This window comes from Phenylobacterium sp., assembly GCF_004299445.1.
GTDB lineage: Bacteria > Pseudomonadota > Alphaproteobacteria > Caulobacterales > Caulobacteraceae > Phenylobacterium.
The window spans coordinates 132,935-147,482 of record NZ_SCTC01000035.1 but is presented as its reverse complement, the minus strand read 5'-3'; the positions used below and the strand labels follow the sequence as shown (position 1 = coordinate 147,482).

14 protein-coding genes are annotated in these 14,548 nt (G+C 68.8%); 8 read left to right on the top strand and 6 right to left on the bottom strand.

From position 1 onward, the window contains the following. Positions 1–89: 89 nt before the first annotated feature. The 4 genes from EPN98_RS08760 to EPN98_RS08745 form a co-directional block, all read right to left on the bottom strand. The gene (locus EPN98_RS08760; protein WP_293362300.1) at positions 90–569 is read right to left on the bottom strand and encodes a GFA family protein; all 480 of its coding nucleotides are present in this window, start codon (positions 567–569) and stop codon (positions 90–92) included. After that, positions 569–1,642, bottom strand: a complete 1,074-nt coding sequence (locus EPN98_RS08755) for a hypothetical protein (RefSeq protein WP_293362299.1) — start codon at positions 1,640–1,642, stop codon at positions 569–571. Before EPN98_RS08755 ends, EPN98_RS08760 begins: the two co-directional genes overlap by 1 nt. A gap of 5 nt (positions 1,643–1,647) precedes the next feature. Next, the gene (locus EPN98_RS08750; protein ID WP_293362298.1) at positions 1,648–2,082 is read right to left on the bottom strand and encodes a two pore domain potassium channel family protein; all 435 of its coding nucleotides are present in this window, start codon (positions 2,080–2,082) and stop codon (positions 1,648–1,650) included. Between the two features lie 70 nt (positions 2,083–2,152). Beyond that, positions 2,153–2,854, bottom strand: a complete 702-nt coding sequence (locus tag EPN98_RS08745; protein ID WP_293362297.1) for a winged helix-turn-helix transcriptional regulator — start codon at positions 2,852–2,854, stop codon at positions 2,153–2,155. Positions 2,855–2,961: 107 nt separating this feature from the next. Here EPN98_RS08745 and EPN98_RS08740 point away from each other — a divergent pair, with 107 nt between their 5' ends. The 6 genes from EPN98_RS08740 (at position 2,962) to EPN98_RS08715 (ending at position 8,694) form a co-directional block, all read left to right on the top strand. Next, positions 2,962–4,089: an acyl-CoA dehydrogenase family protein gene (locus EPN98_RS08740; protein ID WP_293362296.1), complete on the top strand. Its 1,128-nt coding sequence runs from the start codon at positions 2,962–2,964 to the stop codon at positions 4,087–4,089. Positions 4,090–4,269: 180 nt separating this feature from the next. Beyond that, a complete protein-coding gene (locus EPN98_RS08735; protein ID WP_293362295.1) occupies positions 4,270–5,304 on the top strand; it encodes an alpha/beta hydrolase in 1,035 nt (344 codons plus the stop codon). Between the two features lie 64 nt (positions 5,305–5,368). Further along, positions 5,369–5,605: an aa3-type cytochrome c oxidase subunit IV gene (locus tag EPN98_RS08730; protein WP_293362294.1), complete on the top strand. Its 237-nt coding sequence runs from the start codon at positions 5,369–5,371 to the stop codon at positions 5,603–5,605. 197 nt (positions 5,606–5,802) lie between these two features. After that, a complete protein-coding gene (locus EPN98_RS08725; protein WP_293362293.1) occupies positions 5,803–6,936 on the top strand; it encodes a Re/Si-specific NAD(P)(+) transhydrogenase subunit alpha in 1,134 nt (377 codons plus the stop codon). 5 nt (positions 6,937–6,941) lie between these two features. Beyond that, on the top strand, positions 6,942–7,259 hold the full coding sequence (locus EPN98_RS08720) for a proton-translocating transhydrogenase family protein (RefSeq protein WP_293362316.1): 318 nt from the start codon (positions 6,942–6,944) through the stop codon (positions 7,257–7,259). A gap of 25 nt (positions 7,260–7,284) precedes the next feature. Beyond that, positions 7,285–8,694, top strand: a complete 1,410-nt coding sequence (locus EPN98_RS08715) for an NAD(P)(+) transhydrogenase (Re/Si-specific) subunit beta (RefSeq protein WP_293362292.1) — start codon at positions 7,285–7,287, stop codon at positions 8,692–8,694. A 31-nt stretch (positions 8,695–8,725) separates the two neighbouring features. Here the strand turns inward: EPN98_RS08715 and EPN98_RS08710 are convergent, their stop codons facing one another. Further along, entirely contained in the window at positions 8,726–10,018 is a 1,293-nt protein-coding gene (locus tag EPN98_RS08710) for a hypothetical protein (RefSeq protein ID WP_293362291.1), read from the bottom strand. A gap of 35 nt (positions 10,019–10,053) precedes the next feature. After that, positions 10,054–10,389: a helix-turn-helix transcriptional regulator gene (locus EPN98_RS08705; protein WP_293362290.1), complete on the bottom strand. Its 336-nt coding sequence runs from the start codon at positions 10,387–10,389 to the stop codon at positions 10,054–10,056. A 133-nt stretch (positions 10,390–10,522) separates the two neighbouring features. On the opposite strand from EPN98_RS08705, the gene EPN98_RS08700 reads away from it, so the two are divergent. Together EPN98_RS08700 and EPN98_RS08695 are read left to right on the top strand one after the other, a co-directional pair. Continuing rightward, positions 10,523–13,507, top strand: a complete 2,985-nt coding sequence (locus EPN98_RS08700) for an autotransporter outer membrane beta-barrel domain-containing protein (protein ID WP_293362289.1) — start codon at positions 10,523–10,525, stop codon at positions 13,505–13,507. A gap of 149 nt (positions 13,508–13,656) precedes the next feature. Continuing rightward, a complete protein-coding gene (locus EPN98_RS08695; RefSeq protein WP_293362288.1) occupies positions 13,657–14,547 on the top strand; it encodes a M23 family metallopeptidase in 891 nt (296 codons plus the stop codon). Position 14,548 lies beyond the last annotated feature (1 nt).

The window sequence follows — 14,548 nt, the reverse complement described above, 5'->3', positions numbered from 1 at the left end:
ACGTGGCGTGAGCCTCTATTGCCACATGACTCCTTGATGTCTGGTTTATCCCCACGTTCGCCAGTCGCTTGGGGGGCCTCGCTGGCTTGTCAGAACATCGGCGCGGGCGGCTTCCTCTTCCGCCTGGGCTTCTCCCACATTACGCCCGGATAGCCCTTCAACGGCGCGAGCGGCTCGCCCTGGTAGGTCCAGTCGGCCTGTTGGGACAGGTGCATGTGATAGCGGGGTTCGCGGCCGGTGCGGGTGGTGAAGAGGGCGCGAGGCACGTTGACCATCTGGGGTGATCGGCGGCGCTCGTAGAACAGCGGCGTGCCGCAGCGGGTGCAGAAGCTTCGGACCGTGCCTTCGACCTCGTCCTCGTATCGGCTGATGTGCGCCTCACCCTCCACCACGCGGAAGCGGCTGCGCCAGCTGCCGACATAGGTGGCGTAGGCGCAACCCTGGGCCAGGCGGCTGGCCTGCGAGTGGTCGTGCCAGGCCCAGCGGGCGGGGACGCCGATCTCGACCTCGACCGCGCCACAGGCGCAACGGCCGCGCGCCACGCCGCGCGGGGACATGGCCGTCGCCATCAGGACGTCGCCTTCAGCCACTCGAGGATCGGGCCGTTCAGCTCGCGCGGGTAGGTGTGGCTGAGATCGTCCAGCTCGCGATAGGTGACCTCGGCGCCGGCGCGGGCCAGCGCATCGGCCGCCTCGCGGGCCATATCGACCGGGAACATCCAGTCGCGGACGCCGTGGGCGATGTGGATCGGCAGGCCGGTGATCCGCGCCTTGTCCGCGTAGGCGGCCATCATCGGATGGAAGGCCGCCGCCGCCGGCGCCAGGTGGGTGAACGGCGACCCGGGCTCGAGGCCCGAGACGTAAGCGAAGGTGCCGCCGTCGCTCATGCCCGAGAGCAGCAGCCGCCGCTCATCGACCTGCCACTGCTCGCGCACGGCGGCCAGCATGCGGGCGAGGTTCGGGCTGTCGGCGTCCTGACCCTGGATCGCCCAGGTTCGGCCTACCGCGGTGGGGGCGACCACAATGGCGCCGAAGGTGCGGGCCTCGCGCACCCAACTCCACAGGAACCCGCGACCGTTTCCCGAGCCACCGTGCAAGGCGAAAACCACGGGCAGGGGCTCGGCCGGGTCGTAGTACTCCGGCACATAGACCGAGAAGCCGCCACGCGAGCCGGGCTCGCCGAAATGCAGCACGCCTGTGTCGGCGAGGCCGGGCGCGTGGGCCAGACGCTGAACCAGCGCCTCGTCGCCACGATGGGCCGGGTCGAGGAAGAAGCGGCTGACAGGCGGGAGACCCTCGGCCAACGGGTAGATCGCCTCCAGCGCCCGGGGCAGTTCGCGCAGCGCCCGGAACGAGGCCATCAGTCCGTCCTCGGCCAGCGGAGCAACGCGCAGGGCGGCGAACGCCGATAGGGCCGCGTCACTGGCGGTGGCGAGCGCGGTCTGCACGTCGGCCAGCTCGGCCGGCCAACCCTCCAGGCGGTGACGTTCCGCCGCCAGCGCGGTCTCGGGTTCGCCCACCGCGTCCATGACGCGATCGAACTGTGCGGGGTCGAGGTATCGTGAGACGAAGCCCAGGCGGTCGAGCGCCTGCAGGAGAGGCGGCAGCACGGCCACCACGTCGTCCAGCGTCTTCTCGTCCATGGCGCTCAGGTCCCCCGCTGCCGCGACACCACACTGACGAAGAAGCCGGTCGTCCAGCCCAGGAGCAGGACACCGGTAATGCCCTCGACGGCGACCAGCAGCCGCCAAACCTCGGGGATTAAATCCTCATCGTAGCCGATGGTCGCGTAGACGAACCCAGACGCATAGACCGCGGTGCGAAGGTCAGGGATCGCGCCGATGGTCACATAGACCAGCGCCCAGCCCCAGATCTCCAAGCCGTGCAGCACGAAGAGGCCCAACACGATCGCGGTGAGGTCGAAGGCGGCGCGCGGCGAGTCCAGGCCGACATGTCGGCGAGACTCCTCGGCGCCCACAAGCCGCAGCGCTCGCGCCAGCCAGAACAGCCCCGCTCCATGGATCAGCACGCTGGCCACGACCATGACAACGGCGACGACGACTTCGGTGAGTTCTACGAGCATGCGGACGCCACGATAGCGTGGGTCGCAGGCTTGGCCAGCCGATCAGGCCATCCGCGATCCCGTATGACGTTCAGGCCGCAGGACGGAAGTAGAGTGTCTTGAGGGCCGCCTGGTCCGCGATGCGAAGGGCCCGCTTGAACTCGGCGATCCGCGCCTTGTCGCCCGACAGGGTGATGTCGCCTTTCGCCAGGGCGTCCTGCAGGCCGCGATGGCCCATCCAGACGCGCACGAAGGCTTCGAGGTCGGAGGCCAGGACCACGTCCACGTCCCGACCGGGGTCCTTCAGACACACTTCGACATCGTCCGACCGCAGGATCATCCACCAATAGCGCCGCGCGGCGTGGGCCTTGGGGACGCCGCGGAATTCGAAGCGCAGCACCACGTCGTGGTCAGGCAGCTCATTCAGATCGACCTGCCGCTTCATCCCCCACATCAGCAGCGTCGGGTCCAACTCCTCCTGGGCGATACGGCCCTGGCCGTGGCGCTGGCCCCAGTCCGACATCAGGCAGATCAGCTGGCTCATCTCCGCGCCGGCCGGGGTCAGGCTGTAGAGCTTGCCCTGCGACAGCGGCTGGGTCGCGATGACGCCCGCCTCCTCCAGCTCGGTGAGCCGCTGGACCAGGAGCGCCCGCGACATCAGCGGCACGCCCACGTGGATCTCGTTGAACCGCCTGGGCCCAAAGCAGAGCTCGCGGATGATCAGCGGCGTCCACCGCTGGGCGAAGATCTCGGCCGTCTTGGCGACCGGGCAGAACTGGCCATAACCCTTCATGGCCTGAGGGTCGTCCCGTGACCACCGTTCCACAAGTTCATTCTTCGAACTGGAGACCCCGGGTCATAGCGCGCAAGACCTCGCTTCAAGAGACCCTGAGGTGAGTTATGACGATCAATGTAAAGGCAGAGCCCATGGACTGGACCGCCAGGGCGCATGAGCTGGGACCGCAGATCGCGGCGCGGGCCGAGGCGGCGGATGCGAACGACGCCTTCGTCTCCGAAAACATGAAGCTGCTGAAGGACGCCGGCTTCCATGCCGCCGCCGTGCCGGCCGAACTGGGCGGTGGCGGCGCGACACCCGCCGAGCTGTCGGGGATGCTACGGACGCTGGCGGGCTATTGCGGCTCGACGGCCTTGGCGTTCGCCATGCACACCCACGCGGTGGCGCTTCCTGCATGGCGCTGGCATCGGACGCCGGAGCCGGTCGAGGGCCTGCTCAAACGGGTGGTGGCTGAGAACCTGACCCTCGTCTCGTCGGGGGGCTCGGACTGGCTGGACGGCTCGTGTGACGCCGTTCCGGTGGAAGGCGGATTCCGGGTCAGCGGACGCAAGATCTTCGCCAGCGGCAGCCCGCTGGGCGACCTCCTGGTCACCATGGCCGTGCAGCAGACGCCGGAGGGGCCGACCGTGCTCCATCTGGCGATTCCGCTGAAGGCGCAGGGTGTCACCATCCTCGACACCTGGCGGACCCTGGGCATGCGCGGCACGGGCTCGCACGACATCGAGCTGAAGGACGTGTTCGTGCCGGACGCCGCCGTCACCGTGCGCCGCCCGTCGGGCAAGTGGCACCCGCTGATGCACATGGTCACCATGATCGCCTTCCCGCTGATCTACAGCGTCTACGTCGGCCTGGCGGAGGCTGCGCGGGACAAGGCGGTGGCGATGGCCGCGCGCAAGACGTCGGACGACCTGACCCAGATCGTGGGGGAGATGGACACCGAGTTGGCGGCCGCCCGGATGGCGCTGTCCGACATGCTGGCGGTTATCGAGGCCGGAGAGCCGGGCGAAGCGGCCAGCAATCGCGTGATGATGGGCCGCACCCTGGTGGCGCGATCCGCGATCCGCACCGTCGAGAAGGCCATGGAAGCGGCCGGCGGTGGCGCGTTCTACCGCAAGGCGGGACTCGAACGGATCTGGCGCGACGTCCAGGCCGCCCGCTACCACCCGCTGCAGGAAAAAGCCCAGGCGCGCCTGGCCGGCCGTATGGCGCTGGGACTGCCGGTCGACGGCTGATCCCTACGCTCCATCCCCTTTCAGGACGTCATCCCTTGGGCAAGCCCGGGGATGACGTTCAGAAGTGGGGCAGGTTCCGGCGGACAATCCCGAAGGGGAGGTACGGCTTGCCATTTTTCAAACGGTCGTTAGACCGATGGCACGATGGCAGATGACGTAACGAAAGCGCCGGAACCGGCGGTGAACCCCCTACCTGGCAAGGGCGAGACCTACGACGACAGGCCGTTCCATTCGGACGATCTGCCGCCCGAGGTCCGGGCGCCGCTGGCGCCCTATAAGGGCGAGGAGCCGCCGGCCCCGGCATGGTTCAAGTGGGCGATCGCTCAGGAGGCCGAGCGGCAGTTCGTCGAGTCCATGGGGGCCAGGCTCGAGGCCCTCTCCTGGGGCGAGCGCGGCAAGCCTGGCCTGCTGCTGGTGCACGGCAACAGCGCGCATGCCGAGTGGTGGAGCCCCCTGGCGCCATATCTGGCCAAGGACTACCGGGTCACGTCGATGTCGCTCGCCGGAATGGGCAATTCCGACTGGCGAGAGAGCTACAAGTTCGGCGACTTCGCCGCCGACGCCGAGGCCGTTTCCCGGGCGACGGGCCTCTACGACGGCGGGCGCAAGCCGATCTACATCGGCCACTCGTTCGGCGGCGGCCAGGTGTTCTTCGCCGCAGCGCGCTATCCCGAGCACATGCATGCGGCCGTCCTGGTCGACACCGGCTTCGGCGGGCCGCCGCCCGAGGTGTTGGCCGAGCGGGCGAAGCGCGCCGAGGTGCTGGCCAACAACCCCAGCCCGGACCGGCCGACGCGGATCTATCCCTCGCTGGAAAAGGCGCTGGAACGGTTCCGGCTGATGCCGCCGCAGCCGGCCGAGAACTATTACGTCCTCGACTTCATCGCGCGGCGCTCGCTGAAGCAGACGCCGTTGCCCGACGGCTCGGGTCTGGGCTGGGCGTGGAAGTTCGATCCCAACATGTGGGAGAAGCTGGACCGAAGCGACGGGATCATGTCCGGAACGGGCGACTTCCCGGATCTGAAGGTGCCGGTGATCCACCTCTACGGCGACAAGAGCCGGATCATCGACCGCCGAAAGGCCGGTGAGCGCGGCTTCCTCGATGGCCACATCCCCGAGATCGAGATTCCCGATTCACATCACCACGTGATGATCGACCAGCCCCTGGCGTTGGTCGCGGTGCTTCGCACCCTTCTTGGCACTTGGCCGCATTGAACCGGGCCGGCGGTTCGTGTATCGCCACCACCAATTCCCACTCACCGAAGAGCGAAGACCCCCGATGGCCGGAGACTACCACCGCGGCGAAATGGACATCGCCGAACAGACCGCGACCTTCCACCTGGTGATGGGCCTGACGAAGTGGGGTTCGCTGGTGATCGCCGCCGGCATCCTGTTCTTCTCGCTCCTGTTCTGCACGCAAACCGGCTTCCTCGGCTCGGCCGCCTACACCCTGGTGCTGCTGGTGGTCGGCTTCCTGCTGCTGCGCGACAAGCCGGCGAGCGCCGACGCCCACTAGGGTTTTTCGAAGTTTGAGTCTGACGGGCCTCCGCCGCAAGCGGAGGCTTTGTCATGTCTGGGTGGCGCGGAGCGTCCCGCGCTCAGAAACCCTTCAAACGCATGTTTGAAAACTGAAGGGCGGCCGCTGGACAAGCTGTCACGACCCCCCCTATGGTCCGGCCGCTGGCGCGCGCTTTTTGGGGGATCCCGCGGACCATGGCTGTCATTGCCGTCACCAAAGAGCGCAAATCCGGTGAGACCCGGGTCGCCGCGACGCCCGAGACGGTGAAGAAGCTGGTCGCGGCCGGGTTCGAGCTCGTCGTCGAGACGGGCGCCGGCCTGGGCGCCTCGATCGCCGACGCCGACTACGAGGCCGCCGGGGCCAAGATCGCCAAGACCGCCAAGGACGCCATCGCCAAGGCCGACGTGCTGTTCAAGGTGCGCGCGCCCGAGGCCGATGAGGTGAAAGCGCTGAAGTCGGGCGCGTATGTCGTGGCCCTGCTGAACGCCTTCAACGAGAAGGCCACCGTTGAGGCCCTCGCCAAGCAGGGCGCAACGGCCTTCGCCATGGAGTTCGTGCCGCGGATCACCCGCGCCCAGGTGATGGACGCGCTGTCGTCCCAGGCCAATCTCGCCGGCTATCGCGCGGTGATCGAGGGCGCTGAGGCCTACGGCAAGGCGCTTCCGATGATGATGACGGCGGCGGGCACCGTGGCGCCGGCCAAGGTGTTCATCATGGGCGTGGGCGTCGCGGGGCTGCAGGCCATCGCCACTGCGCGCCGCCTGGGCGCGGTGGTCACCGCCACCGACGTGCGGCCGGCCACCAAGGAACAGGTCGAGAGCCTGGGGGCCAAGTTCATCGCCGTCGAGGACGAGGAGTTCGCCAACGCCCAGACCGAGGGCGGTTACGCGAAAGAGATGTCCGCGGCCTACCAGGCCAAGCAGGCCGAGCTGGTTTCGGGCCACATCGCCAAGCAGGACATCGTCATCACCACCGCCCTGATCCCGGGCCGTCCGGCGCCCAAGCTGGTCAGCGCCGCCCAGGTGGCCTCGATGAAGTCGGGCTCGGTGCTGGTCGACCTGGCCATCGAGCAGGGCGGCAACGTCGAGGGCGCCAAGCTGGGTGAGGTGGCGGTCACCAAGAACGGCGTGAAGATCCTGGGCGTACCCAATCTTCCCGCGCGCATCTCGGCGGACTCGTCGGCGCTCTACGCTCGCAACCTCCTGGCCTTCGCCGAGCTGTTCAAGAACAAGGAAGGCGCCTTCGCGCCCGACCTCGAGGACGAGATCCTGAAGGCCAGCCTCGTCACCCACGGCGGCGCCGTGGTCCATCCCTCGCTCAAAGCCTGAGAGACATCATGGACGTCGATCCGACCGTCTTCCGCCTGGCGATCTTCGTGCTGGCGATCTTCGTGGGCTACTACGTGGTCTGGAGCGTGACGCCGGCGCTGCACACGCCGCTGATGGCCGTCACCAACGCCATTTCCTCGGTGATCATCGTGGGCGCCCTGCTGGCTGCCGCGGCCAGCGGCTCGGACGGCCAGCTGACCGGCAACATCCTGATCTCGAAGGGCGCCGGCGCGGTCGCCGCAGCCCTGGCGGCGGTCAACATCTTCGGCGGCTTCCTCGTCACCCAGAGGATGCTGGCGATGTACAAGAAGAAGTCGAAGTAGGCCGGATCGGCGGGGGCATCTCACTATGAACGCCAATATCGCGGCCATCCTGTACCTCGTCTCCGGGGTGCTCTTCATCCTGGCGCTGCGGGGCCTGAGCTCGCCGACCACCAGCCAGGCGGGCAACCGCAACGGCATGATCGGCATGGCCATCGCCATCGGCACCACGCTGTGGCTGCTGGGGCCGAAGCTGGATGCGCTCACCATCGGCCTGATCCTGGGCGGCGTGGTGGTCGGCGGCGGCATCGGCGCGGTGATCGCCCGGCGCGTGGCCATGACCTCGATGCCGCAGCTGGTGGCGGCCTTCCACAGCCTGGTCGGCATGGCCGCCTGCCTCGTGGCCGTGGCCGCGATCTATACGCCCGACGCCTACGGGATCCTGGGCGACGACGGCCGCGTTCATCTGGTCTCGCTGATCGAGCTGTCGGTGGGCCTCGCCATCGGCGCGGTGACCTTCTCGGGCTCGGTGATCGCCTTCGCCAAGCTGAACGGCAACATGAGCGGCGCGCCGATTCTGCTGCCCGCCCGCCACATCCTGAACATCGCCATTGGCCTCGCCATCGTGGCCCTGGTGGCGATCCTGGTGATGAGCGGCGGCTCGGCCCTGTGGGCCTTCTGGGCGATCTTCGCCCTGGCGCTGCTGATCGGCGTCACCCTGATCATCCCGATCGGCGGGGCCGACATGCCCGTCGTGGTGTCGATGCTGAACAGCTACTCGGGCTGGGCGGCGGCGGCCCTGGGCTTCACGCTGGAGAACATCACCCTGGTGATAACGGGCGCCCTGGTGGGCAGCTCGGGCGCGATCCTCAGCTACATCATGTGCAAGGGCATGAACCGCAGCTTCGTCTCGGTGATCCTGGGCGGGTTCGGCGCTGACGACAGCGCGGCGGCCAGCGGCAAGGTCGAGACCCGGCCGGTGAAGCAGGGCTCGGCGGACGATGCAGCCTTCATCATGAAGAACGCCTCCAAGGTCATCATCGTGCCGGGCTACGGCATGGCGGTAGCCCAGGCCCAGCACGCGCTGCGCGAGATGGCCGACAAGCTGAAGGAGGAGGGCGTGGAGGTGAAGTACGCCATCCACCCCGTGGCCGGCCGGATGCCCGGGCACATGAACGTGCTGCTGGCTGAGGCCAACGTGCCCTACGATGAGGTGTTCGAGCTGGAGGATATCAACTCCGAGTTCGCCACGGCCGACGTGGCGTTCGTGATCGGGGCCAACGACGTCACCAACCCGGCCGCCAAGACCGATCCCACCAGCGCCATCTACGGCATGCCCATCCTGGACGTGGAGAAGGCGCGGACGGTGTTGTTCGTGAAGCGTGGGATGGCCGCGGGCTATGCCGGTGTCGAGAACGAGCTCTTTTTCCGCGACAACACGATGATGCTGTTCGCCGACGCCAAGAAGATGGTCGAAGGCATCGTGAAAGGCCTCTAGCCCGGCGCCGTCTCGGCGCGAAGCGCGCGAGCTAGCCGACCAGGTCGGTGGGGCCGAAGCTGGCGCCGACGGTGGTGACGATGGCGCGGACGCCGACCAGAATGTAGCCGTCGACCACCCCGTCGCCGTCCAGATCCACTTCCACCCGCGTGAGTGGCGGACGGCCGACCATTGTCGTGCTGAAGTCGCCGCCGCCTGTGGGCGGCGCCAGCGGGTCGGTCTCCGGGTGCGGCGGGACCAGGGTGGTCGTGAATCCGCCGTCGCCGTCGTCCGGCGGCCCCTTGTGGTCGGTGTCCGTCGATGGCGGCTGGCGGAAGCGCACCGCCTCGCCGGCGACGTTGAAGATCCGGTCGCCTTGGAGGGCGCTGAAGTCGAGGATGACGCCCAGCAGGCGTTCCGGCCCTGCCTGGACCGGCGTCGCCAGGACAAAGGTGTCGGCGCCTTCGCCGCCAACGGCGGTCACCTGGCCCGTGACTTCGATCACGTCGTCGCCGGCCCCGCCTTCCAGGAGGTCATTGCCGCCCCCGCCCCGCAGGGTGTCATTCCCGTCGCCGCCCACGATGTGTTCGTCGGCGCTCGTGCCGACCAGCAGGTCGTTACCGGCCGTGCCCTGGATGACGACACGAGCCTCCTCGGCCGGAGGTGCGGCAAGGGCGTCGGATTTCGCGGCAGGTGCGGGCGCCTGGGCTTCGATGGCAGGCGGCGGCGCCGGCGGTTCAGGCGCGGCGACAGGCGCCGCGGCCGGCGTCGGCGCCAGTTGAGGCGTCGAAGGCGTCGTAGCCGGCTGCAACGCCACGCCCTGCGTCGCTTCACGCTCCTGGGCGGGCGCGTCGGCGTCCGGCGGCGGGTCGTCGTTGGGCGGGGGCAGGGCCTGGATCTTCTCGCCGGCCTCGGCCGTGTCGCCGATCGCGGCGGTTTCGTAGAAGAAGGCGGCGGCCGCCAGCAGCGCCAGGAAGGTCTGACCCTGGCGGGCGGTCTGGCCGAACGGCAGGATGGTCGCCGATTGGGGCGCCATCGCCTCCTCGGTCGCTTCCAGCCGATCACGCAGTGCAGTGTGCAGGTCGGCGCTCTCGTTGACCGCGTCATCCACTGCCGAATGCACGACGAACTTGCCGTTGATGCGGGCCACGTGGATCAGCACGTCACCGTCCGCGTCGGTGACGACGCACCAGGGATCGCCCTCGTCGGTGGCGCCGAAGATCACTTCGACGCGCACGCCGCTGGCCGCCAGGCGCTCGGCCAGGGCTTCCAGGCGCGCGCGCTCGGCCGCGGACCAGTCGCCGCTGTCGCGGACGCGGGCGATGAAGGGAACGACCTGACCCATCGTCTCTAGGAAAGCATCTCCTGGGGCCCGCGGCGTCAGCCTGCGGCCCGATCCTGGCCCGAGGCCGCAGCCTCGGCGCCGAACAGCAGCCTATATAGTTCGGGTTCGTAATAGCGCAGCAGGGTCTTGGCGAAATCTCCGGGCTCGAGGCCCAGCGCCTGGGCCCAGGCGCCCTGCGTCTCGATCGGCAGGCGGCCCAACCCGCTCTCCACCTGCGAGACGAAGGTGTAGTAGCGCAGGCCCACCTTCTCGGCGAGTTCGGCCTGGGTCAGTCCCGCTTGCTCGCGCGCCGTCTTCAGCCAACGCCCGGCTTGTTGGCGCAGGACCTTGATGTGGGCGGCCTTGGCAGGATCGGTCGCAGGTCTCGGCATCAGGGGCTCCAGGCTGGCAGTCCGCCCTTGCAGGAGGACCACGCGCCGTTTAATACAGTTTTTACGCAACAAATAATTATACGACGTGTAGTCGCTCGTCTTGCGTACCACGTCGCCTCGTCACGGGAAAGCAATGAAGCGTCTCCTCGTCTCCGCCGCCGTCCTCCCGTTGCTCACTGCGGGGAATGCTCACGCCGAGACCAAGATATCCACCGCCACGACCTCGCCCTTGCGCACGTCGACGGTCGCGAACGGGCAGGCCGACCACATCACCATCGAAACGGCGGGCTCCATCGCGCCCACAGCCGCCGGCGCGGCCGTGACCGTCGACAGCTCGAACGCCGTCGTGAACAACGGCGCCGTCACCTTCACCGGGGTCAGCGGCGCCACAGGCATCCAGATCAGCCCCGGCGTTTTCATGGCCGTGACCAACAACGGCACGATCTCGCTGCAGGAGGACTACACCGCGACCGATGCGGACAGCGACGGCGACCTGGATGGTCCGTTCGCGCAAGGGTCCGCCCGGTTCGGCATCCGGGCCCTCGCCGGCGGACAGGTGAACGGGAACATCGGCAGCGCTGGCGCGATCACAATCGAGGGCAACGACTCGGGCGGCGTCTCGCTGGAAACCCGTCTGGCGGGCAACCTCTCGGTCTCGGGCGGGGTGTCGGTCACCGGCGATCGCAGTGTGGGCGTTCGCGCCGACTCCGTCTCGGGCGATGTGAAGATCCTGGGCTCCGTGGGCGTCGTGGGCGAAGGCAGCGTCGGCGTTCAGGTGGGCCAGGTGGATGGCGCGCTGGTCATTCAGAACGCGGTGACCGCCAGGGGCTATCGCTCGGCCGACCGGCTGTCCGACGCGGCGCGCGCCAAGCTTGACGCCGACGACCTGAAGCAGGGCGGTCCCGCAGTGCGGATCACCGGCGCCCTGGGCCGCGGCCTGCTGCTGGACCGTCCGCCGCTGGACACCAGCACCACCGACACCGACGAGGACAAGGACGGCATCACCGACAGCCTGGAGTCGACCGCGTCGGTGGCGGCGTTCGGGGCGGCCCCAGCCATCGACATCGGCGGCGCCTCGCCGATGACCCTGGGCGCGGTGGGGACCGGCGACTACGGCTTCGGCGTCGTCAACCGGGGCAGCATCACCGCCAGCGGCGTGAACGACGGGATCACCGCGACGGCGATCCGGATCGGCCCGGCCGTCACGGTGCAGGGCGGCGTCCACAACTGGGGCGGCAGCTCCATCGTGGCGCGCGCCTTCTCGGCCCAGTCGACCTCGGTGCTGCTGACCACAGGCGCGAACGTGCCCTACCTCCGCAACGGCGGGACGATCGGCGCCGAGCAGACAGGCGGCCTGCACGACGCCCGCGCCATCGTCGATCAGTCGGGCAAGCTGGCGCTGATCGAGAACTCCGGCGTCATCAAGTCGGTCATCACCACGCCCACGGGCGTGACCCAGACCGGCAAGGCCGTCGCGATCGACCTGTCAGCCAACACCACGGGTGCGACGGTGCGGCAGCGCAAGTTCGACACGGCCGACGCGCCGCAGATCGGCGGCGATGTGCTGTTCGGCAGCGGCAACGACCGCCTGGAGCTGACGGCCGGCACGCTGACCGGAACCATGAGCTTCGGCGCCGGCGCCGATGCGCTCGCGATCACCGGCGGCGCCACCGCCACGGGCCGTATCGTCGACACTGACGGCCGTCTCTCGATCGAGGTCGCGGATGGCCGGCTCGCGGTCAGCAACACCGAGGTCGTGAACCTCACCTCGCTCAGCCTGGGAGCCAAAGGCGTGCTGGCGGTCAGCATCGACCCGACCGTAACCTCGGCGCGGTTCAACGTGGCTGGGGCGGCGACGATCGCCAGCGGCGCCCAGATTGACCTGACCCTGACCGGGCTGTCGCGCGGGACCAGGTCGTATCAGATCATTCAGGCCCAGAGCCTCGCATCGGCTCAGGCTGGCGCGACGCTCGCCGGGGCGCCCTATCTCTACCAGGCCAGCCTGCGCACCGACGTGGCGGCAAAGGCCGTCTTCGTCGATGTGCGCCCCAAGACCGCCGCCGAACTCGGCCTCAATCGGTCGGGGGCCCAGGCCTTCGATGCGGTCTTCGCCTCACTGGATCGGGACGACGCCATCGAACAGGTTTTCCTGGCCCAGAAGACCAAGGCCGGCTTCGACGGGCTGTACGATCAGATGCTGCCCGACCATTCAGGCGGGGTGATGATGTCGGCCGCGGCGATATCGTCGGCCGTGTCGTCAGCCGTGGCTCAGCCGATGGGAATCGACGCCAGTTCCGCGAACGGCGCCTGGGCTCACGAGGTGGTGTTCAACATCCGCCAGGAGCGTACGAACGCCATGGGCTTCAAGAGCCAGGGCTTCGGCTTCGCCGCCGGCTACGACCTGCAGGGCGAGGCGAACGCGTTGGGCGCCAACGTCAGCTTCGTCACCACCGACGTGAAGGACCGCGGCGCCGCGGCGGGCGAAGAGATCTCGATGAACCTTCTCGGCGCGGGGCTCTACTGGCGCCTGGACGGCGGCCCGCTGCAGGCTGCCGTACGCGGCGGCGTGGGGTACGCCTTCTTCGACGGTGACCGGCGGCTGGTGTCCCAGAGCCTGAACCTGCGCGCCGATTCCAAGTGGAACGCCTGGATGGTCGACGCGTACGCGGGGGCCTCGTACGACATCTCCCTGGGCTCATTCTACCTCCGCCCGGAGGGGTCGCTCAGCTACCTGCGGCTGGCTGAGGACGGCTACAGGGAGAAGGGGGGCGGCTCGGGCTTCAACCTGATCGTCGACAAGCGGACCGGCGACCTGCTCACCGGCGAGGCGCTGCTGGCCGTGGGGTGGAAGTTCGGCGACGACGTCTTCATCGCCCCCGAGATCAAGGGCGGCTACCGCGCCAAGCTGGCTGGCGGCCCGGCCCGCACGACCGCGCACTTCGAGGGCGGCCAGGATTTCACGCTGGACCCGGAGACCGTGTTCAAGGGCGGCTATGTGGCGCGCGCGGGCTTGCGGGGCGGATCGGCCCGGGTGCTCTACACGGTGAACGGCGGCCTTACGAAAGACGCCGGCTACGAGGAGTATGACGTCCGCGCGACGGTGCGTTTCCAGTTCTAGAGGCGCGCCTCGATCCTGCTTCGCAGGTTGCTCGCTCGCCCGTCGGGTGCGCTGGTTTGCCCGCGGCCTGCTTTTTGCCTAGAACGCCGGGCATTCTGTCGCGGCTCCCGTCTGGGGACGGGTCGCGGCGTGGTGGAGTTCTCAGGACCTTGCAGGGACGGAAGCCGATCCTGTCGCGTCGTGCGCTGGCCGAGGCCGGCATCGTGACGGCGGCTGGCCTCAGCGCGGTGGCCGTGGCGCACGCGTCGCTGCTGAACCCTGTCCTGTCGCGAACGCCAACCGAAACCGCGCGCCTGACCAACGCCGTGCCCAAGCCGGTCGCCCAGCCGGCCGCCGAAGACGTGCTGATCGCCTTCGAGGAGCCGGTCCCGGGCCGCGCGATCGTCTCGCCCTTCGGCCTGCGGCAGCTGCCCTGGGAGGGCAATGGCCGCCTGCATGAGGGCGTCGACATCTCGGCCGATCTGGGCGTGCCCGTGATCGCGGTGGCGGACGGCGTGATCGTCGAGGCCGGGACCAAGGGCGGCTATGGCCGCTTCGTCGCCATTCGCCATGCCGAGCGGCTGACCACCTACTATGCCCACCTGGGCTCGATCGACGCCAACTTGAAGCCGGGCATGACGGTGAAGGGGGGCGACCCGATCGGCCGCATCGGCTCGACCGGTACGTCCACCGGCCCGCACCTGCACTTCGAGATCCGCGACGCCCAAAAGCGGCCGCTGGACCCGTCGATGTTCCTGGGCAAGGCCTTCGCCGAAGCCGGCGACCTGCCGCTGGACAAGGCCAAGCGCTACTCGGGCCGGGTGCGGATGGCCTATGTGTCGTTCATCCCCGAGAGCAAGCGGGCTCTGATGGACGCGAAGAACAATCCGTCGGTGGTCGTCATCAAGCGGACCACCACCGACGCCCAGGACCTGGCCGAGGCCGAGCGCAACCTGAAGGGCGCCCAGGCGCGCGCCGCGGCCCAGGCGCCGAAGGTCGATGGCCTTCGCGAGCTGTCCATCGGCCCCGACGGGCGTCCGCGCGCGCAGCTGGCGCTCTAGC